We start from the raw sequence: 19490 nt of genomic DNA, 5'->3' as shown, positions 1-19490 counted from the left end.
AGCGACGGTGGCTCTCCTAAGACGTTCACCGGTGCAGTGGTGGCAGATGAAACAGGACTGGAAGTGAACGGAACTTTAGCCGCCCCTGCATAATCATGGGGATTTGTGTTTGCGACATGGCTCTCTATGAGATACGGAAATCCCAACAATCTAAAGCCCCACCAGGCCACTCGCCGCCGCTTTCTGCGCCGCATCGCTAATCGTCTGATAATCATCCCGATCGGTCGCGGTAAAATCCTCAATCAGCAGCGCTTCTCGCACGGTTTGCCATTCAGGCTCGCTCACCAGTCGCTTCAACGCGCGGCGCAGCTGCGCCAGTTCCACCGCCGAAGTTTGTGCCGAGGTGATCATTGGCAAACCCGGAGCCAGCGCGGTTGTGCCGATAGAAACCAGGCCTGATACGCGTTCTGGCTCATGGCGAGCAACCAAAGCGAGAGTAACTGCATCAATGGCGGCAATATCGCTCGTACCGGCCTGTACTTCGGCCAGCGACTGACGGTGGCTACCGCTAAAGGCGATGTCCGAGAAGAACTTCCCGTCTTTCTGCAGCGGTGCGACGAGGCTGCGCAGGCCGTGATAGCCGGACTGGGAGTCGTCGCTGTTGCAAACGACGCGTTTGTCACGGAAATCTGCCAGCGTTTTAGCTGCTTCGGCTTCGCGGACAATCAGCTGGCTGCTGTAGTGAAAACCTTCGCAGCCCGCGGCCTGATAATGAAATGTACCGACGACCTGCACATTGGGCAGCAGGGCGCGCAGCGGATAGCCGCAGGTTTGGCTGAGCAACAGATTGGGAGCTTGCCAGTGGCTCAGACGGTCTTCGGGCTCGCTATAAATCAGGCTATCACCATCCAGCCCTTCTTCGCTCAGCAGCAGGCGCAAAGTGGCTAACAGCGCTTCGGTATCCGGGTGATGCACGTCGTACATCGGCAGCGAAATAAGCTTACTCATGGGCTTTCTCCTGCTGCACGCTGTCCTGCGCCAGGCGTCCGTCCGGGAAGAACGGGTTAATTTCCACCTGGATCGGTTTAATCAGATGCTCGCGCATCAGCTCGCCGTAGCCGTTCACAAAGAAGCCCTGGTTACGCCGCAGGTATTCTTCTTTATAGGCACGGTAAACCGTTGGCAGCCCGTACCACGGGATCCCGGGGAGATCGTGATGCACGGAGTGATAGTTCAGGTTTAAGAACAGCAGGCGCCAGAACATGCCTGCTTCGTTAATCACTGTCCGGGCCTCAGGATCTTCCGCCGCCCGGTGTTCGAAGAAAGAGCGGACCTTGGTCATCGCCAGCATCGGCCAGGTCACGACCAGCAGGTAGTAAATCACCGAGAAATCATGCTTTACCAGCCAGCCGAGCACCGGGATCAGCAGCAGAAGATGTACCGTCCACATCGCCATTGCCGGGCGGTTGCCGCTGCGGAAAGAGTCCCAGATATTGACCACCGTCCAGCGCATGGTCAGTACAGGGGTCAGCAGCAGCCGGCCGGGGAAGGTGTTACGCAGACGCACCAGCAGGCGCTGCACGCCGCTAAAATGCTGCCAGCGGCGGCGGGTAAAGTAGTAACTCTCCGGGTCTGTTTCCGGCACGGTCAGATCTTCATCCTGATGATGTTTAAGATGCAGGTCGCGATAAGTGCCGTAAGGGTACCAGATAGAAAATGGCATCAGCCCGAACAGCTGGTTCAGGCGCGGGAAGCGAGTTGGGTGGCCGTGCAGAAGCTCGTGCTGCAGCGACATGTACCAGGTGGCTAACCAAATGAGCAGCAGCGTAGCCGGGAACAGGCCAATCGTTTTCCACCAGGCAACGGTGGCAAACCAGCCGCCATAAATGGTGATAATCAGCAGCCAGGTGGGCAGCTCCGTGCGCCACAGCCACGAACGCCGTAGTTTACTGACAAATTCCCGCTGTTCTTCATGTAAATAGACCGAAGCTCTGCCACTCATTTAACTTATCACTGCCCGCAGTTAACCGTTGAATTGAGCAGAGAGTAAAGCGTCGTCGCTAAAGCCCATAGGAATATAAATAGCTATGCTTAGAACATAAACTGCTTAAGAAAAAAGGCGGCGTGAAGGTAGGTATACGAAGCGGCATAAAAGCAAAAAAGGGCGATGTTTTACCGCCCCTCAGGCGTTACATTGACTCAATGCCAACCCGCTGGCCGTAGGAGAGTTCAAGCGTATTGCCGTCCGGATCGGCAAAGAACACGAAGTAACCCACCGGGTCACCGAGCTGTTCTGGTTCTCTGCGCAGCACGCCTTCGGCTCTCGCCGTTTCCGTCTTTTGATCAATTTCTTCTTTGGTTGCGCAGGCCACGCCCAGGTGACCAAAATTTCCCAGCGGTGTGTCGGTATTATTGTCCGCCTGTACCAGAACCAGCGCAAAAGGCCGGGTACGATCGCTTAGCCAGGCGACTTTGCGTGCGTCAGGCAGGTTGGGTTCGCGCTGGTGAATCACCTTCATCGCGGTATAGCGGAGGTAAAAATCGACGCTTTTATCCAGATCCTTCACCATAAATGCGACGTGGGTAAAGCCGACATCAATCTGTTCCATACTGTGCTCATTCAGCCGTTTTTGATGGCGTGACTTTACAACCTCAAGTTAACTTTAGGTCAAGGCGAAAGGCCTGAGAACGCGGCGCTTGAGCATTTTTGAACAAGTGATAATGGGTAGCTTTGGGACTGAAAAGAGAACGCTGACGGGGAACCGGCGGGCTAGCGGTTAGCGCTGTCCACCTGCTGGCTGCTTTGCTGGCTTTCCGCTTTTTTATCCTGATGGTGATACCACGCGCCAATTGAGGAATAAATAAAGCGACCAAAAAAGAACAGAAAACTGATGAGCAGAATAATGCGGGTCATGCGATTATTAAAACGGTTTCGTCTCTGCATAGTCGTAACCTGTGTCACGCAGGGGTCCTTGAGATGAGCCCGTCAGCTGCGGGCGACGGGGCTATTTAGTCACACTGAACCACTCAGGTCAATTATTCATCATGTAAAAACGCACCGGATGAATGATTCATGGGCATTTCATTCATGGAGTGAATTTGTTGTGAACTAATATGAATCATATTCAGTCTGAATTTTACCTCAGCAGTGAATCATTGAATTGATACTGATATGCATCAATTATTCTTGATGTTAGAGAACTAAAATTTGCCCCCCGTACTAACGGAAGATGGGCCGTAACTAACCGGAAAGGATATCCGGGAGATACCCGAAGAGGAATAGGGGTTTTGGCGAAGATGTATGCAACTCGTTAGCTGGTATAAAAAATCAAAAAATAAATGGTGGGCATTGCCCCTGATCCTCCCCAGCCTGTTGCTGCCGCTGGTGGTAACGTTTAACGCGCAAACGGTAGTGGGCGGCGGGCGAGTTTTTCTGCTGTATATGTCGCTCCCGTTACTGACCGCATGCATTGTGCTGTTTGGGCGTGCGGCTATCCCGGGCATTATTCTGGCTCTGCTGATTCGCTATCTGCCCTCAGAAGGCGGATGGGTTTCGTTGCTGGCCGTCTTACACTTTATCGTGCCGATTACGGTCAGCTGGGGCTGTTACCGCTATTTTGTACCGCGACGCAACGCGGTGACCTTCGGCATGATTCAGCTAACCGCTCAGCGTATGTTTTGGCTGGTGCTGGTTAACGCCTCGCTATTTCTGGTGTTCTATGAGCTGGCGTTATTCTTTGGCTGGTACGATCGCAGCTTTTCTATTCTGTCCGCCACCCCGTGGAGCGCCCGGACATTAATTAATTTCCAGGCCGTGCTGGTGGGGGGATTAACCGGGCTGCCATTCTTCTATTTTATTTTGCGAATGATAGTGCACCCACGCTTTATCAAAAGCTTCTGGTCCCGCATGCGGGGGCAGCGTCAGAAGGGCGTGACGCGAAGTGAAATGTTGCTATGGGCCGCGCTCGTCGGCCTGCTTATTTGGCTGCTGCTGTACCCGATCAGTCAAAGCAAAACTATTTTTAATACCGATTACACGCTGACGCTTATTCTGCCCGTGATGCTGTGGGGGGCGATGCGTTTCGGCTTCCTGTTTATTACCAATGCCTGGACCGTGGTGCTGATTATTCTCTGCAGCGGGTTCCACAATTACTTGCCGCCGGATATGGGCTTTCAACTGCATTTGGCCATCGCGTCATCCTGTTATGCGGTGTTCTCCATCACCATCTATTTAATGGCGGCGGTGACCACCCGACAGCGCTTCTTGCACTATAAAGCACGCCGCGTGGCGTTTATCGACCCGATGATGCAGATGCCAAATCTACGCGCGTTGTCCCGCGATCTGGGGAACACCCCCTGGTCCGCGCTGGGGTTTGTGTCGATTCCCGAGCTGGAGTTGCTTGGGCGCAACTACGGCGTTTTGCTGCGCATTCAATACAAACAGCAGTTGGCGGAGTATTTGCGCGGCCAGTTGGCTCCCGGCGAAAGGGTGTACAACCTTTCCGGGCACGATCTTGCCCTGCGTCTCAATTATGAATCTCATCAGGCTAAAATTGAGTCTCTGTACGCCCACGCCCGGCGGTTCCGCTTTATGTGGGACGGCATGCCGCTGCAGCCACAAATCGGCATCAGCTATTGCTTTGTGCGTCATCCGGTGTCCCATCTCTACTTATTACTGGGTGAGTTAAGCACCATGGCCGGGGTGTCGCTCTCCACGCAGCAGCCCGAAAGTCTGCAGCAAAAAGGCTCCAATCACATTCAGAATGCGGTCAAACGCAAAGTTGAAATGATGAACCGTCTGCAAAGTGCGCTCGATCAGGACCTGTTTGTGCTGATGGCGCAGCGTATCGAAGGGTTGCGGGGCGATGCCTACTACGAGGTGCTGCTGAGAATGCGCGGTGACAACGGCGAGCTGCTGTCGCCGGATCTCTTTTTGCCCGTCGCCCATGAGTTTGGGCTTTCATCCCGCATTGACCGTTGGGTACTGAATGCCGCCCTGCAGTTTATGGATAGGCACCGCGACAGTTTACCCGGCTGCAGGCTTGCCATTAATCTGACGCCCGCCTCTGTATGCCAGTCCCAGCTTCCGGAAGATGTTGAGCATCTGCTGACGAAGTACCGCATTGAACCGTGGCAACTGGTTTTTGAGGTGACGGAAAGCCACTCGTTAACCAACCTTGAACAGGCCAATGTGACGCTGAAGATGCTGCAAAGAATGGGCTGCCGAATTGCCATCGACGACTTTGGGACCGGCTATGCCAGCTATGCGCGCCTCAAAGAGCTGAGCGCCGACATCCTTAAAATTGACGGCAGTTTTATCCGCAATATTTTAACCAGCAGCCTGGATTACCAGGTGGTGAGTTCGATATGCCAGCTGGCAAGAATGAAGAAGATGCAGGTTGTGGCGGAATATGTAGAAACGCAGGCGTTGAAAGATGCCGTGCGGGCGATGGGGATGGATTATGTTCAGGGGTATTTGATTGGTCGCCCTCAGCCGCTGGAGAGCCTTGTAGAAGAGCAAAGCCCCTCTGCGCCGGAAGACGCAAAGGGGCTGATGGAGTGAATCAGGCGGAGAGCGCCGCTTCGGCCTCTTCCTCGATGGTCAGCTTCCAGCCGGTCATGCTTTCCCAATACTGCTGCTCGCGCTCGAGATCAAGCTGCACCAGCGTGTTCTGGCTGAACCAGTCGTGCGGGAAGCGCAGCGTCCAGTGATTATCGTCGGTTTCCAGCACTAGCGTCGGCGGCGTGGTGGTGGCCTGACGCTGATTATTCAGCAGCGTGGCCAGACGAATCAGCTGAATCAGCGGCAGGAACTGTTTCTTTTTAAACAGCGTAAAGCGCGGCAGATCGTCCAGCTTGATGGCCTTGCGGTGGTAGCGCACCAGGGACGCCATCAGCATTTGCTGCTCCTGATTGAAGCCCGGCAGGTTGCTGTTTTGCAGAATGTAGGCCGAGTGGCGGTGCATCCCGCTGTGGTTAATGCTCAGCCCGACTTCGTGCAGCATCGCGGCCCACTTCAGCAACGCGGCCATCTGCGGGTTAGCCAGCTTGTGGTTCTGCTTTTCCCACTGCTGGTAAAGGAGCTCAACGGTCTCCAGTACCCGACGAGCCTGATCGCTGTCGATGTGGTACTGCTCCGCCAGGCTTTGCGCGGTGCGAATACGGATATCCTGATGGCGGAAACGGCCTTCCATTTCGTAGAGCACGCCTTCACGAAGCGCGCCGTCTGAAAGACGCAGTTCACGAATGGCGAGCGCATCAAACACGCCGCACAGAATCGCCAGCCCGGGCACGAACACCGCTTTACGCTCTTCGGACAGGCCCGGCAGGCTCAGGGCGTCGAAGGTTTTAAACTTCAGCACTTCCTGCTGCAGCATCTCCAGGCGCTCCGGGGTGATCATCCCGTCTTTTTCGCCCATCTCAATCAGCACTTCATGCGCCGCTTTGATGGAGCCAGAGGCGCCCAGCGCGACTTTCCAGCCCTGCAGACGATACTGCCAGGCAAGGGTTTCCAGCTTTTGGATCGCCGCCATGCGGGCGCGCTTGAAGCTTTCCGGGCTGATGACGCCGCCTGGGAAGAAGTTTTGCGCAAAGCTGACGCAGCCCATACGGCGGCTTTCCACCAGCATCGGCTCAAAATCTTCGCCGATCACCAGTTCGGTGGAGCCACCACCGATATCAATCACCAGCTTGCGGCCTTTCTCCGGCTGAGTATGTTCCACGCCCATAAAAATCAGGCGGGCTTCTTCGTTCCCGGGAATGATTTCGATCGGGTAGGGGATCACTTTTTCCGCGCGTTTCAGAAACTCGGCGGCGTTGGTGGCCTCGCGAAGCGAGTGGGTGCCCACAATGCACACGTTGTCTGCTGCAAATCCCTGCAGGCGTTCGGCAAACAGCGCCAGGCAGGAGAGCCCACGCTCCATGGCCTCCTCGCTTAATTTGTTATCGGGCCCGAGGCCGTCCGCAAGGTGCACGCGCTGCTTCAGGCGGCCAATGATTTGCATGGCGCCATCCACCACACGGGCTATGACCATGTGGAAACTGTTAGAGCCGAGGTCGACCGCAGCGAACTCCTGCGGCCGTGGAGCATGGTTTGATATCGGCATAATTTTATCTTCGCCTGAGAGCGTTAGTCAGGTTGTTCCAGAGATTTAATATAATCGTAGATCGCCAGTTGCGAACGCACTTTCCGGCGGTTGCCGCGCGGCACATAGCGATTACTCAGTTCTTTGTCGATGATACGCGCTTTCACCGTATCGCTAAGCTGGATATCAATGATATCGAGAATGCGTTGTTTCAGGCGCGGATCGAGGACCGGGACGGCCACTTCAATACGGTAGTCGATGTTACGGGTCATCCAGTCGGCAGAAGAGAGGAAGACTTTCTTATCGCCGCCGTTTTCAAAAATATAGACCCGGTCGTGCTCAAGGTAACGGTCAACGATGCTCAGCACGCGAATATTATCGCTGATCCCTTCGAGTTCTGGAATCAGAGAACACATGCCGCGCACCAGCAGGTTCACCTTCACACCCGCGCTGGATGCCGCATACAGACGGTCTACCAGGCCTTTGTCTACCAGGTTATTCAGCTTCAGCGTAATGCTAGCCGACTGCCCGTTTTGGGCATTTTTGATTTCACGATCGACCAAATCATACAGCAGGCGGCGCGAGTTCTGTGGCGACACCAGCAGATAGTCGAAGGTCACCGGCCGGTACGGGTTCTCGATAAAGTTAAACACGCGACGCACTTCGTTGGTGATGCGTGCATCGGCGGTTAACAGGGAATAGTCCGTGTAGAGACGGGCGGTTTTCTCGTTAAAGTTACCGGTCCCGATGTGCGCATAACGCACAATCTCTTCGCCTTCCATACGCGAGATAAGGAATAGCTTGGCGTGAATTTTCAGGCCCGGCGCGGAGAAGATAACGTGGACGCCCGCTTCGGTAAGGCGCTTCGCCCAATGAATATTCGCTTCTTCGTCGAAACGCGCCTGCAGCTCTACCACCACGGTCACTTTCTTACCGTTATGCGCGGCGTGGATCATGGCGTCAATAATGCGCGAGTCTTTCGCCACGCGGTAGATATTGATTTTTATTGCCAGCACGCTTGGGTCGAACGAGGCCTGACGCAGTAGCTCAAGGACGTGTTCGAAAGTGTGGTATGGGTAATAAAGCAGGACGTCACGCTCGCGGATGGCGTCGAAGCCGTTTCGGAACTTATCAAACCCGATATGGCGCAGGCGCGGCAGCGGCTTGTTCACCAGGTTAGCTTTCCCGACGTTCGGGAAGCCAATAAAGTCTTTAAAGTTGTGGTAACGCCCGCCGGGAATGATCGAGTCGTAGTTGGAAATAGTCAGCTTGTCGCGCAGCATCTCCACCATCGCATCCGGCATATCACGCTGATAAACAAAGCGCACCGGCTCGGCGGTCAGACGCTGTTTCAGGCTGGATGACATCAGTTCCAGCAGGCTGGATTCCATTTCGGTGACCAGGTCGTACTCGGCGTCGCGCGTCATCTTCATCGAATAGGCGTTGAGCGCGTCATAGTCGAAGAACCCTTTGAAGATATCGTCCAGGCAGTAGCGCAGGATGTTATCCAGCAGGATCATCGGTTTGCGGCGGCGAGGTGCTTCCGGCGGCAGGTTCACAAAACGCGGTACTTTGTCTGACGGGATCTCCAGCAGCGCGTAGCGAATGCTGTCCCCGCGAATGATTTCGACCGCCAGATAGGTGTAATCGTCCTTCAGGAACTGCACCAGGTCGGTATCGCGGTTGATCAAAATCGGCGTGATGTGCGGGCGAAGCTGATGCTTGAAGTAGCTGCGCAGCCAGCTTTGCTGATTTTCGGAAAGCTGACGTTCGTTAATCAGGAAGATTTGGTTACGCGCCATCTCCAGCAGCAGCTCGTTATACAGGCTGTCAAATTCCTGATCGGCTTTCAGCACCCGGGCCTGAATCTTATTCAGCAGGTGGCGCTGGTTGGAAGGAGAACCCTGTTCTTCACTGATTAAAATGCGGCGCTTTAGCTCAGCGAAACGCACTTTATAGAATTCATCGAGGTTATTGGAATAGATGCCGAGAAACCGCATCCTTTCAATCAACGGGTTGAGCTTGTCCGCCGCTTCCTGCAGAACGCGTTCGTTAAAAGACAACCAGCTCAGTTCTTTTTCGATATACAGCTTATCCTGACCCATTAGTCCTCACACTCCGTTTTCGTGGACGTGGCAATGCCGTCACCGTCACGTCAGTTATTATGGCGAGCTTTAGCGGAGAATGTCCAACTATGCAGATGAAACTCTCTCATCTGACCATGACAACTTTATGAGAGACAGACACAAAAAAAGGGCCGAAGCCCTTTTAAGTTTAATTATTCAGCAGCGTGGCCCTGCGGGGGCAGCTGCACGTCATCAAGCCAGGCGGCGTTGTGGCGCATTTTTAAACGACCATCGATGAACCAGCTCACCACCAGCGGGTAAATCGCGTGTTCCTGGTGCTGTACGCGGGCGGTGATTTCGTCCTCATCATCCCCTTCAAATACCGGCACTTTGGCCTGCAGAATGACCGGGCCGCCGTCCAGTTCGTCAGTAACAAAATGCACGGAGGTGCCGTGCTCTTCGTCGCCGTTTTCCAACACCTGGCGGTGGGTATGCAGACCGGGGTATTTCGGCAGCAGGGAAGGGTGAATGTTGAGTAAGCGGCCGCTGTAACGCGCCACAAAGGCCGGGCTGAGAATACGCATGTAACCCGCCAGCACCACAACGTCCGGCGCGTAGGCGTCAATCTCCTGCATTAGCTGGCGATCGAACGCCTCGCGGCTGGCAAACTCGCTTGCCGCCAGCGCGTGGGTCGGGATCCCGGCTTCGCGGGCTCGCTCAAGGCCGAACGCGTCGGCCTTATTGCTGAACACCGCGCTGATGGTGCCGTTAATCTTCTTCTGCTGGCAGGCATCAATGATCGCCTGCAGATTGCTTCCGTTGCCGGAAATCAGCACCACAATGTGTTTCATTACTCAATAACCACGCGCTCTTCGGAATCAGATGCCTTGATGATACCGATTTTCCACGCCTTTTCACCTTTGGCCTGCATCAGCTCAACGGCTTTATCCGCTTCTGCTGCCGGCAGGGCAATGACCATGCCTACCCCGCAGTTAAAGGTGCGGTACATTTCGTGGCGGCTGATGTTCCCGGCCTGCTGCAGCCAGTTGAATACCGCCGGCCACTGCCAGGAAGATTCGGTGATAACGGCCTGAGTGTTGTCCGGCAGCACGCGCGGAATGTTTTCCCAGAAGCCGCCGCCGGTCAGGTGGGCGATGGCGTGAACGTCCACGCTTTCAATCAGCTCAAGGATGTTTTTCACATAAATACGGGTCGGTTCGAGCAGGTGATCCGCCAGTGGTTTGCCTTCCAGGTCCGTAGTCAGCGGGTCGGTTCCGCTCACTTCCAGCACTTTGCGCACCAGCGAATAGCCGTTGGAGTGCGGGCCGCTGGAACCCAGGGCGATCAGCACGTCGCCGTCGGCAACTTTAGAGCCGTCGATGATTTCGGATTTCTCAACCACGCCGACGCAGAACCCGGCCACGTCGTAATCTTCGCCGTGGTACATGCCCGGCATTTCAGCGGTTTCGCCGCCAACCAGCGAGCAGCCTGACTGCAGGCAGCCTTCGGCGATGCCGGTGATAACGCTGGCGGCGGTATCCACGTCCAGCTTGCCGGTGGCGTAGTAGTCGAGGAAGAACAGCGGCTCGGCGCCCTGGACCACCAGGTCGTTCACGCACATGGCCACCAGGTCAATGCCGATAGCGTCGTGGCGTTTTAAATCCATCGCCAGACGCAGCTTGGTGCCCACACCGTCGGTGCCGGAAACCAGAACCGGTTCGCGATATTTCTGAGGCAACGCGCACAGCGCACCGAAACCGCCCAGGCCACCCATTACTTCCGGGCGACGGGTCTTTTTCACTACGCCTTTAATTCTGTCTACCAGAGCGTTACCAGCATCAATATCTACACCGGCATCTTTATAGCTGAGAGAGGTTTTATCGGTCACTGCTCGTTCCCCACGGGTGGCATAAAATAAAAAACGCGGCAATTCTAACAGTGCAGGCAAACGTTTGCGAGCCTCTTATCATCGGCAAGAAAAGAATTCCTGAGATAGAATCAATCCAGTCTGGTTGATCTCGATCATCCCATTAGCTGTAGCGCAGCGGCAAAAAAGCGGTATAATCCGGCGATTTTTTTTGTGGTAGCCAACTATCTCGGGGGAGAAAGAGTATGAAGATCGTGGAAGTGAAACACCCACTCGTCAAACACAAGCTGGGCCTGATGCGTGAGCAAGACATCAGCACCAAGCGCTTTCGTGAACTCGCCTCTGAAGTAGGCAGCCTGCTTACCTATGAAGCCACTGCGGATCTGGAAACCGAGAAAGTCACCATCGAAGGCTGGAACGGCCCGGTGGAAGTCGACCAGATCAAAGGTAAGAAAATTACCGTTGTGCCTATTCTGCGTGCCGGCCTTGGCATGATGGAAGGCGTGCTGGAAAACGTACCAAGCGCGCGTATCAGCGTCGTCGGCGTTTACCGCGATGAAGAAACCCTGCAGCCGGTGCCTTACTTCCAGAAGCTGGTTTCTAATATAGAAGAACGTATGGCGCTGGTGGTTGACCCGATGCTGGCAACCGGCGGCTCTATGATTGCCACCATCGACCTGCTGAAAAAAGCGGGCTGTACCAGCATTAAGGTGCTGGTGCTGGTTGCGGCGCCGGAAGGCATCGCCGCGCTGGAAAAAGTGCACCCGGATGTGGAGCTGTACACCGCTTCTATCGACCAGGGCCTCAACGAGCACGGGTACATTATTCCTGGCCTCGGTGATGCGGGCGATAAGATATTCGGAACGAAATAAGATTCATCAGCCGACTTTGAAAGTCGGCTTTTTTTTGATTTCAGCAAACACCGTTCGTTAAAAATAACACCTAGAGGAAAACAACATGACCCGCCGCGCCATTGGGGTAAGTGAACGCCCGCCCTTATTGCAAACGATTCCGTTGAGCCTGCAGCATCTGTTCGCCATGTTCGGCGCAACCGTGCTGGTGCCAATTCTGTTCCACATCAACCCGGCCACGGTGCTGCTGTTTAACGGCATCGGCACCTTGCTTTACCTGTTTATCTGTAAAGGCAAAATCCCGGCTTATCTCGGGTCCAGCTTCGCGTTTATCTCTCCGGTCTTGCTGCTGTTGCCGCTGGGTTACGAAGTGGCGCTCGGCGGATTTATTATGTGCGGCGTGCTGTTCTGCATCGTGGCGCTGATTGTGAAAAAAGCCGGTACCGGCTGGCTGGACGTGATGTTCCCTCCGGCGGCGATGGGCGCGATTGTCGCCGTTATCGGCCTTGAGCTGGCGGGTGTTGCGGCGAATATGGCCGGGCTGCTGCCGGCGGAAGGGGCTTCACCGGATTCCACCACCATTATCATCTCACTGGTAACGCTGGCGGTGACGGTGTTTGGTTCCGTGCTGTTCCGTGGTTTTATGGCCATTATCCCGATTCTCATCGGCGTGCTGGCGGGCTACGCGCTCTCCTTCGCTATGGGCGTGGTGGACGTGACGCCAATCCGCGAAGCGCACTGGTTTGCGCTGCCAACCTTCTATACGCCTCGCTTTGAGTGGTTTGCCATCTTCACCATTCTGCCGGCGGCGCTGGTGGTGATTGCCGAGCATGTCGGTCACCTTGTGGTCACCGCGAATATCGTGAAAAAAGACCTGATTCGCGACCCTGGCCTGCATCGCTCAATGTTTGCCAACGGCATTTCAACCGTGTTCTCCGGCTTCTTCGGCTCCACGCCAAACACCACCTACGGTGAAAACATCGGCGTGATGGCTATCACCCGCGTTTACTCGACCTGGGTTATCGGCGGCGCGGCGATTATCGCGATTCTGCTTTCCTGCGTCGGCAAGCTGGCGGCGGCGATTCAAATCATCCCGGTGCCGGTAATGGGCGGCGTATCTCTGCTGCTGTACGGCGTAATCGGCGCATCCGGTATTCGCGTGCTGATCGAGTCCAAAGTGGATTACAGCAAAGCGCAAAACCTGATCCTGACCTCCGTTATCCTGATCATCGGCGTGAGCGGGGCGAAGGTGCACATCGGTGCGGCAGAGCTGAAAGGCATGGCGCTGGCGACCATCGTCGGCGTGGGCCTGAGCCTTATTTTCAAACTAATCAGCATACTGCGCCCGGAAGAAGTGGTGCTGGATGCCAAAGAGAACGACGCTCAGCACTGATCGTTTAGCCACCGGGCGGATCCTCGCCCGGTTCTATCCTTCCCCAAAACTGTGATAGACTCATCGCGATTTTCTGCCTGTTATGGTTGAGGTACTTCTGAATACGCCGGCACAGCTCTCACTGCCACTCTATCTTCCCGACGATGAAACCTTTGCGAGTTTCTGGCCGGGCGACAACCCTTCTTTATTAGCCGCCCTGCAGGCGGTACTCCGTCAGGATCACAGCGGGTACATCTATTTCTGGTCGCGTGAAGGCGGCGGGCGTAGCCATTTGCTGCATGCGGCCTGCGCGGAGCTTTCCCAGCGCGGCGAAGCCGTGGGCTACGTGCCGCTGGATAAGCGCACCTGGTTTGTGCCGGAAGTGCTTGATGGAATGGAGCAGCTCTCGCTGGTTTGCATCGACAATATTGAGTGTGTGGCCGGCGATGAACCGTGGGAGATGGCGATCTTCAATCTCTATAACCGCATTCTGGAATCCGGGAAAACGCGCCTGCTGATCACCGGCGACAGGCCGCCTCGCCAGCTAAATCTGCAGTTGCCTGACCTGGCTTCCCGCCTGGACTGGGGGCAAATCTACAAGCTGCAGCCGCTTTCCGATGATGACAAGCTACAGGCACTTCAGCTTCGTTCCAGGCTACGAGGGTTTGAGCTGCCGGAAGACGTGGGACGTTTTCTGTTAAAGCGGCTCGATCGCGAAATGCGAACCCTGTTCATGACGCTCGATCAGCTCGATCACGCCTCGATTACCGCCCAGCGCAAGCTCACCATCCCGTTCGTCAAAGAAATCCTCAGCCTGTAGTTTTCCCCGTCCGGCGACGGGGAATCTCGTTTTAGACTTTACGTAATCTTTCTGCTGCGGCGTCCAGCGTTGCTTCCTGCTTGGCAAAGCACAGGCGAATCAGCTTATGCGGGAAAGCGTCCGCGCAGAATACCGACAGCGGGATCGCCGCCACGCCCACTTCTTTGGTTAACCACTGGCAGAAACTCACGTCGTCCAGATCGGAGATCGCGCTGTAGTCGGCCAGCAGGAAGTAAGTCCCTTCGCAGGGCAGAATTTCGAACCGGCTGTCCGCCAGCGCCTCAACAAAGCGGTCGCGGCGCGCGCGGTAAAACTCCGGTAGTTCGCGATAATGTTCCGGCTCGGCGCGCAGCATGTCGGCAATCGCAAGCTGCGCCGGGGTATTCACCGCAAACGTCAGATATTGGTGAACCTTACGAAGTTCCGCACTGATGGCCGCCGGCGCCACGCAATAGCCCACCTTCCAGCCCGTCATATGGAACGTTTTGCCAAAAGAGGACACAGAGATAGCGCGCTCGCGCAGCTGCGCGTGAGCCAGCACGCTGGCGTGGCCTTCTTCGTCAAAGCAAATATGCTCGTACACTTCGTCGCTCAGCACATAAACTTCGTGCTGCTCGATGGCCTGCCACAGCGCGGCAAAATCACTTTTGCGCCAGACGGTAGCGGACGGGTTGTGCGGCGTGTTAAGAATGACGAGGCGCGTTTTGTCGCTCAGCAGTGCAGCAAACGCCTGCCAGTCAACGCGGAAGTGCGGCGGCTGGAGTGAAATACGTTTCAGAATGCCGCCGGAAAGCGTCACGGCCGGGGCGTAGCTATCGTAGCTCGGGTCAAAGCAAATGACCTCATCGCCCGGACGAACCAGCGCGGTGATGGCGGCGTAAAGCGCTTCTGTTGCACCAGCTGTGACCGTGATATCGGTGTTGGCATCCGGCTTGTGGCCGTACAGGGCTTCGGTTTTCTCGGCGATAGCTTCACGCAGAGGCTGGACGCCGGTCATCGGGGCGTACTGGTTCGCGCCCTGGCTGACGTGAAACGCCAGGCGTTCCTGCAGGAAGCGCGGGCCATCGAAATCCGGGAAGCCCTGGGAGAGGTTAATCGCGTTGTGCTGCTGCGCCAGAGCGCTCATCTGAGTGAAGATGGTGGTGCCGAGCGCGGGCAGTTTGCTTTCTGGAATCAAAGGGGAGTGGCTCATTATTCTTCGACCTTAACGTGATGCGTGTGTTTCCCTGTGTTGCCGGGACTATAACACGATGTTAAGATTTGGCAATCAAGACGCTTAGACGTCTAAATAATAATGACCTCAGTTGCAAACATAAAGCAGCGCTAACGGCTGGAGAGATAATGATTCGCGCCATTGTTACCGATATTGAAGGCACTACCAGCGACATTCGCTTTGTGCACAACATTCTGTTCCCGTATGCCCGCGAACGCCTCGCAGGATTTGTTCGCCAGCAGCAAAATGAAATAGCCCCGATACTCAACGACCTGCGGGCGGAAATTAATGAGCCGCAGGCGGATATTGAACGGCTGATTGAGACGTTGTTTAGCTTCATGGATGTAGATCGTAAATCTACCGCGCTAAAGGCGCTGCAGGGCCTTATCTGGCGGGATGGCTACGTGAATGGAGACTTCACCGGCCATCTCTATGATGACGTCCTGCCCGCGCTGAAGGCCTGGAAACAGCAGGGTATTGCCCTGTATGTCTATTCATCCGGCTCGGTGGCTGCGCAGAAGCTGCTTTTTGGCTATAGCGACGCCGGGAATATTACCGATTTGTTCAGCGGCTATTTTGATACCCACGTTGGGGCCAAGCGTGAAGCGCAGTCCTACCGCAACATCGCGGCGGAGACAGGCGTGGCGCCAGAAGAGCTGCTGTTCTTGTCTGATATTCACCAGGAGCTGGATGCTGCCCGGGAAGCCGGTTGGCAAACCGTGCAGCTTATTCGCGGCGAGGCGGATGACGCCAGCAGTCATCGCCAGGTAAACCGTTTCGACCACATTAATCCGGAGTTGTTTTCTTCATGAGCGCATTGACCATTTTTACCGATACCGAAGCAAAGGAGCCGGTATGGCACAGCACGGACGCGCAAGAGATTCGCGAGCAGCTGAACGCAAAAGACGTGCGTTTTGAGCGCTGGGAAGCGAACCAGGATTTAGGGGCTAATCCAACGTCGGAGACGGTGATCGGCGCTTACCAGCATGCCATCGACAAGCTGGTGGCGGAGAAAGGCTATCAGAGCTGGGATGTGATCAGCCTGCGGGCGGATAACCCACAGAAAGACGTGCTGCGCACCAAGTTCCTGTCCGAACATACCCACGGCGAAGACGAAGTCCGTTTCTTTGTTGAGGGCGCGGGGCTGTTCTGCCTGCATCTGGACGGCAAGGTGTATCAGATCCTGTGCGAGAAGAACGATCTGATTTCCGTCCCGGCTGGAACGCCGCACTGGTTTGATATGGGTTCCGAGCCGCACTTTACCGCGATTCGTATTTTTGATAACCCGGAAGGCTGGGTGGCTCATTTTACCGGTGATGCGATTGCGGATGCTTATCCACGTTTGCCGTAGTTGATGAGTTGAGTTGAATTGAGTTTTTCCCTGGAAGGGCTGTAACTTAGTCACAAATTCCCGCGACGATGTAGGAGCGGCAAATATTCCGTTCACTTCCAGTCCTGTTTTATATGAAGCCCCCGTACCGGTTCACGGCTCGGGGGAATCACCGTCATTCCCCCGAGACCCCGGACTCCCGGCCAAATAAATCGACCGCTTCAGCGGCGATGAGCTCGCCGGGCGCCGGGGGTTGTCAGGGGGCATGGCGTAATGCCACCTGACACGTTCACCGTTTTCGGAACGTGCAGGGGAAACAGATTTATGGGTGAACGGAATAACGACTGATTTAAAGAGTCACCCTTGAATTTTTTGAAAGAAAGATAGGTAAAAGGCTGCCCCTGCATGGGCAACATCCCCTTTTTTATCCCTTCTCCCCTGTGGGGAGAAGGCCAGAATGAGGGGCATTATTTCTGCGGCAAAAATACCCCATCGCGCACCTGCTCCGGCGTCACTACGCCCGTATCCAGAATCCAGCCGCTAATTAACTCTGCCGGGGTTACGTCAAACGCCGGGTTATACACGCTTGCGTTTTCTGGTGCCCACTGCACGCTGCCAAAACTGCCCGCCACGCCGGTCACTTCACTGGCCGCACGCTGCTCAATCGGAATGGCTTCGCCGTTCGGACAGTTTCTGTCGAGCGTGGTGTGTGGGGCGGCAACATAGAATGGAACGCCGTGGTAATGCGCCAGTACGGCCAGGCTGTAAGTGCCAATCTTATTGGCTACGTCACCGTTCGCGGCAATGCGGTCCGCGCCGACCCAGATAGCATCTACCTGCTTTTTCGCCATCAGGCTGGCGGCCATTGAATCGCAAATCAGCTGGTAAGGAATGCCCAGCTCACCCAGTTCCCACGCCGTCAGCCTGCCGCCCTGAAGCAGAGGGCGAGTTTCATCCACCCAGACGCTGGCGACGTGACCTTCATTAAACGCGCGCTGAATAACGCCCAGCGCGGTGCCGACGCCTGCGGTAGCAAGGCCGCCGGTATTACAGTGGGTCAGCAGGCGGCTACCGGGCTTAACCAGCGCCGCGCCTGCGCGAGCGATGTTGTCGCACAATATTTTATCTTCCGCTACCAGTCGCAGAGCCTCTTCTTCGAGCGCTATAACAAAGTTTTCCTGGGCCAGCGCCTGCTTCATGCGGTCGAGGTTATTCATCAGGTTAACCGCCGTCGGGCGGGACGCTCGCAGGGTTTCCAGCGCTTCAGCGAGCTGCGGTCTTGTGAGGCCTTGCTCCGCCAGCAGCGCCAGCAGCAGACTGGCGGAAAGACCGATGAGCGGCGCACCACGCACGCTGAGGGCGTGAATATGAGCGACCAGCTGCGGCACGGTGTGCGCCGGGAGCCAGTTTTTCTGCTGCGGCAGCGCCTGTTGGTCAAGGATCCAAAGCTGGTTATCACGCACTTCAAGGCTGGTGGTTTTTAAATTATGCATTCGTGTTAATTCCATGTTGCGTTGTTGCGGTATATTGTGCCAACATGACTTCCAGATGTATAGACGTCCAAACGTCTTAATTAACTTTATTTTCTGAGAGGATCGCCATGTCGCAATACCGCACTTTTACCGCCGCTGACGCAGTGGCCTATGCTCAACAGTTTGGCGGGCTGCAGACGCCGTCTGAGCTGGTGGAGGCGCAGGAAGTGGGCGACGGCAACCTTAATCTGGTGTTTAAAATCTTTGATACTCAGGGCGTCAGCCGAACTATCGTGAAGCAGGCGCTGCCGTATGTGCGCTGCGTGGGCGAGTCCTGGCCGCTGACGTTGGATCGTGCTCGCCTTGAGGCACAAACCCTGGTGGAGCACTACCAGCACAGCCCGGAGCACACGGTCAACGTGGTGCATTACGACCCAGAATTGGCGGTGATGGTGATGGAGGATCTCTCCAGCCATTGCATCTGGCGCGGCGAGCTGGTGAAGGGCGTTTATTATCCTCAGGCGGCCAGCCAGCTTGGTGAGTATCTGGCAAAAACGCTGTTCCACACGTCAGATTTTTATCTGCATCCGCACGATAAGAAGGCGCTGGTTGCCCGCTTTATCAACCCGGAAATGTGCGAAATCACCGAAGACTTGTTCTTTAGCGATCCGTATCAGATTCACGAGCGAAATAACTACCCGGCCGCGCTGGAACAGCAGGTTGCCGCGCTGCGAAGCGACAGCGACCTGAAGCTGGCCGTGGCGTTACTGAAGCATAAATTCTTCTCCAGCGCCGAGGCGTTACTGCACGGTGATATCCACAGCGGGTCGATTTTCGTCGCGGAAGGTAGCCTGAAAGCGATCGATGCTGAATTTGGTTACGTGGGCCCGATTGGTTTTGACCTCGGGACTGCCATCGGCAACCTGCTGCTGAACTACTGTGCACTGCCGGGGCATTTTGGCCCACGGGATGCGGCCAGCCAGCGCGAACAGCGCCTGAAAGATATTCAGGAACTGTGGCTGAGCTTTTCTGAGCGCTTTACGGCGCTTGCCCGCGAGAAAACGCGAGATACGGCGCTGGCGACGGAAGGGTATGCCGAACACTATCTGCAAAAAGTTTGGGTTGATGCGGTAGGCTTCTGTGGCACCGAGCTGATTCGCCGCTCTGTCGGGCTGTCACACGTTGCCGATCTGGAAAGTATTGAGGATGAAGCTACGCGCCTGGCCTGCGTCAGCCACGCGATTGAGCTGGGCAAGTTCCTGATTCTGATCGCCGGGCAGGTGGATTCGGTGGATGAGTTTATTGCGAGAGTTCGGCAGAAGGGGTGAGTTTTCTTCTGCGTTAGCTTTCTAACCAGGGCTTATGAAGATCTGGTGAAAGGTTCCGTTCACTTCCAGTCCATCTTTATATGTATCTACCGCACCGGTGAACGTGTCCGGGGGATCACGCCATCCCCCGGACGGCCCCGGCGCCC

General features: G+C 55.6%; 17 protein-coding genes. 7 read left to right on the top strand and 10 right to left on the bottom strand.

Translation table 11 applies throughout. From position 1 onward, the window contains the following. Positions 1-150 precede the first annotated feature (150 nt). From CNE01S_RS22385 to CNE01S_RS24845, 4 genes are all read right to left on the bottom strand, one after another. The gene (locus tag CNE01S_RS22385) at positions 151-948 is read right to left on the bottom strand and encodes a phosphate/phosphite/phosphonate ABC transporter substrate-binding protein (RefSeq protein ID WP_061278704.1); all 798 of its coding nucleotides are present in this window, start codon (positions 946-948) and stop codon (positions 151-153) included. Further along, complete coding sequence (locus CNE01S_RS22380) at positions 941-1942, bottom strand: fatty acid desaturase (RefSeq protein ID WP_061278703.1); 1002 nt, start codon at positions 1940-1942, stop codon at positions 941-943. Before CNE01S_RS22380 ends, CNE01S_RS22385 begins: the two co-directional genes overlap by 8 nt. A gap of 187 nt (positions 1943-2129) precedes the next feature. After that, the gene (locus CNE01S_RS22375; RefSeq protein WP_061278701.1) at positions 2130-2549 is read right to left on the bottom strand and encodes a VOC family protein; all 420 of its coding nucleotides are present in this window, start codon (positions 2547-2549) and stop codon (positions 2130-2132) included. Between the two features lie 161 nt (positions 2550-2710). Then, on the bottom strand, positions 2711-2884 hold the full coding sequence (locus tag CNE01S_RS24845) for a YfgG family protein (RefSeq protein WP_082763274.1): 174 nt from the start codon (positions 2882-2884) through the stop codon (positions 2711-2713). 357 nt (positions 2885-3241) lie between these two features. Here CNE01S_RS24845 and CNE01S_RS22370 point away from each other — a divergent pair, with 357 nt between their 5' ends. Beyond that, positions 3242-5503 carry a sensor domain-containing phosphodiesterase gene (locus CNE01S_RS22370; protein WP_061278699.1) on the top strand — a complete coding sequence of 754 codons (2262 nt, stop codon included), beginning with the start codon at positions 3242-3244 and terminating at the stop codon, positions 5501-5503. A 1-nt stretch (position 5504) separates the two neighbouring features. Here the strand turns inward: CNE01S_RS22370 and ppx are convergent, their stop codons facing one another. From ppx to purM, 4 genes are all read right to left on the bottom strand, one after another. After that, complete coding sequence (ppx, locus tag CNE01S_RS22365; protein ID WP_061278696.1) at positions 5505-7046, bottom strand: exopolyphosphatase; 1542 nt, start codon at positions 7044-7046, stop codon at positions 5505-5507. Positions 7047-7069: 23 nt separating this feature from the next. Continuing rightward, on the bottom strand, positions 7070-9130 hold the full coding sequence (gene ppk1 / locus CNE01S_RS22360) for a polyphosphate kinase 1 (RefSeq protein WP_061278694.1): 2061 nt from the start codon (positions 9128-9130) through the stop codon (positions 7070-7072). 173 nt (positions 9131-9303) lie between these two features. Continuing rightward, positions 9304-9942 (bottom strand): phosphoribosylglycinamide formyltransferase, encoded by a 639-nt coding sequence (purN, locus tag CNE01S_RS22355; RefSeq protein ID WP_061278692.1) that lies wholly within the window; start codon positions 9940-9942, stop codon positions 9304-9306. Further along, the gene (gene purM, locus CNE01S_RS22350; RefSeq protein WP_061278690.1) at positions 9942-10979 is read right to left on the bottom strand and encodes a phosphoribosylformylglycinamidine cyclo-ligase; all 1038 of its coding nucleotides are present in this window, start codon (positions 10977-10979) and stop codon (positions 9942-9944) included. Before purM ends, purN begins: the two co-directional genes overlap by 1 nt. Before the next feature lie 224 nt (positions 10980-11203). Between purM and upp the strand changes: the two genes are divergently transcribed. The 3 genes from upp to CNE01S_RS22335 all read left to right on the top strand — a co-directional run bounded on the left by upp (position 11204) and on the right by CNE01S_RS22335 (position 14001). After that, positions 11204-11830: a uracil phosphoribosyltransferase gene (upp, locus tag CNE01S_RS22345; protein WP_061278688.1), complete on the top strand. Its 627-nt coding sequence runs from the start codon at positions 11204-11206 to the stop codon at positions 11828-11830. 85 nt (positions 11831-11915) lie between these two features. Further along, positions 11916-13202 (top strand): uracil permease, encoded by a 1287-nt coding sequence (gene uraA, locus CNE01S_RS22340; RefSeq protein WP_061278686.1) that lies wholly within the window; start codon positions 11916-11918, stop codon positions 13200-13202. A gap of 97 nt (positions 13203-13299) precedes the next feature. Further along, a complete protein-coding gene (locus CNE01S_RS22335; protein ID WP_213715630.1) occupies positions 13300-14001 on the top strand; it encodes a DnaA inactivator Hda in 702 nt (233 codons plus the stop codon). A 31-nt stretch (positions 14002-14032) separates the two neighbouring features. Here CNE01S_RS22335 and CNE01S_RS22330 read toward each other — a convergent pair whose 3' ends face one another. Next, on the bottom strand, positions 14033-15193 hold the full coding sequence (locus CNE01S_RS22330) for a pyridoxal phosphate-dependent aminotransferase (protein ID WP_061278684.1): 1161 nt from the start codon (positions 15191-15193) through the stop codon (positions 14033-14035). 149 nt (positions 15194-15342) lie between these two features. On the opposite strand from CNE01S_RS22330, the gene mtnC reads away from it, so the two are divergent. Next, entirely contained in the window at positions 15343-16026 is a 684-nt protein-coding gene (gene mtnC / locus CNE01S_RS22325; RefSeq protein WP_061278682.1) for an acireductone synthase, read from the top strand. After that, positions 16023-16565 carry a 1,2-dihydroxy-3-keto-5-methylthiopentene dioxygenase gene (locus CNE01S_RS22320; RefSeq protein ID WP_061278680.1) on the top strand — a complete coding sequence of 181 codons (543 nt, stop codon included), beginning with the start codon at positions 16023-16025 and terminating at the stop codon, positions 16563-16565. Before mtnC ends, CNE01S_RS22320 begins: the two co-directional genes overlap by 4 nt. 446 nt (positions 16566-17011) lie before the next feature. Here the strand turns inward: CNE01S_RS22320 and mtnA are convergent, their stop codons facing one another. Then, a complete protein-coding gene (gene mtnA / locus CNE01S_RS22315) occupies positions 17012-18037 on the bottom strand; it encodes an S-methyl-5-thioribose-1-phosphate isomerase (protein WP_061278679.1) in 1026 nt (341 codons plus the stop codon). A 107-nt stretch (positions 18038-18144) separates the two neighbouring features. Here mtnA and mtnK point away from each other — a divergent pair, with 107 nt between their 5' ends. After that, positions 18145-19344, top strand: coding sequence for an S-methyl-5-thioribose kinase (gene mtnK / locus CNE01S_RS22310; protein ID WP_061278677.1), 1200 nt, complete (start codon positions 18145-18147; stop codon positions 19342-19344). The last annotated feature ends 146 nt before the right edge of the window (positions 19345-19490 follow it).

This window comes from Cedecea neteri NBRC 105707 = ATCC 33855 (genome assembly GCF_001571265.1).
GTDB classification, from domain to species: Bacteria; Pseudomonadota; Gammaproteobacteria; order Enterobacterales; family Enterobacteriaceae; genus Cedecea; species Cedecea neteri.
This window is presented reverse-complemented; position numbering and strand designations above follow the sequence as displayed.

Coding starts and splice junctions, on each gene's coding strand:
- CNE01S_RS22385 (WP_061278704.1), bottom strand. CDS start 948: ATGAGTAAGCTTATTTCGCTGCCGATGTACGACGTGCATCACCCGGAT.
- CNE01S_RS22380 (WP_061278703.1), bottom strand. CDS start 1,942: ATGAGTGGCAGAGCTTCGGTCTATTTACATGAAGAACAGCGGGAATTT.
- CNE01S_RS22375 (WP_061278701.1), bottom strand. CDS start 2,549: ATGGAACAGATTGATGTCGGCTTTACCCACGTCGCATTTATGGTGAAG.
- CNE01S_RS24845 (WP_082763274.1), bottom strand. CDS start 2,884: ATGCAGAGACGAAACCGTTTTAATAATCGCATGACCCGCATTATTCTG.
- CNE01S_RS22370 (WP_061278699.1), top strand. CDS start 3,242: ATGCAACTCGTTAGCTGGTATAAAAAATCAAAAAATAAATGGTGGGCA.
- ppx (WP_061278696.1), bottom strand. CDS start 7,046: ATGCCGATATCAAACCATGCTCCACGGCCGCAGGAGTTCGCTGCGGTC.
- ppk1 (WP_061278694.1), bottom strand. CDS start 9,130: ATGGGTCAGGATAAGCTGTATATCGAAAAAGAACTGAGCTGGTTGTCT.
- purN (WP_061278692.1), bottom strand. CDS start 9,942: ATGAAACACATTGTGGTGCTGATTTCCGGCAACGGAAGCAATCTGCAG.
- upp (WP_061278688.1), top strand. CDS start 11,204: ATGAAGATCGTGGAAGTGAAACACCCACTCGTCAAACACAAGCTGGGC.
- uraA (WP_061278686.1), top strand. CDS start 11,916: ATGACCCGCCGCGCCATTGGGGTAAGTGAACGCCCGCCCTTATTGCAA.
- CNE01S_RS22330 (WP_061278684.1), bottom strand. CDS start 15,193: ATGAGCCACTCCCCTTTGATTCCAGAAAGCAAACTGCCCGCGCTCGGC.
- mtnC (WP_061278682.1), top strand. CDS start 15,343: ATGATTCGCGCCATTGTTACCGATATTGAAGGCACTACCAGCGACATT.
- CNE01S_RS22320 (WP_061278680.1), top strand. CDS start 16,023: ATGAGCGCATTGACCATTTTTACCGATACCGAAGCAAAGGAGCCGGTA.
- mtnA (WP_061278679.1), bottom strand. CDS start 18,037: ATGCATAATTTAAAAACCACCAGCCTTGAAGTGCGTGATAACCAGCTT.
- mtnK (WP_061278677.1), top strand. CDS start 18,145: ATGTCGCAATACCGCACTTTTACCGCCGCTGACGCAGTGGCCTATGCT.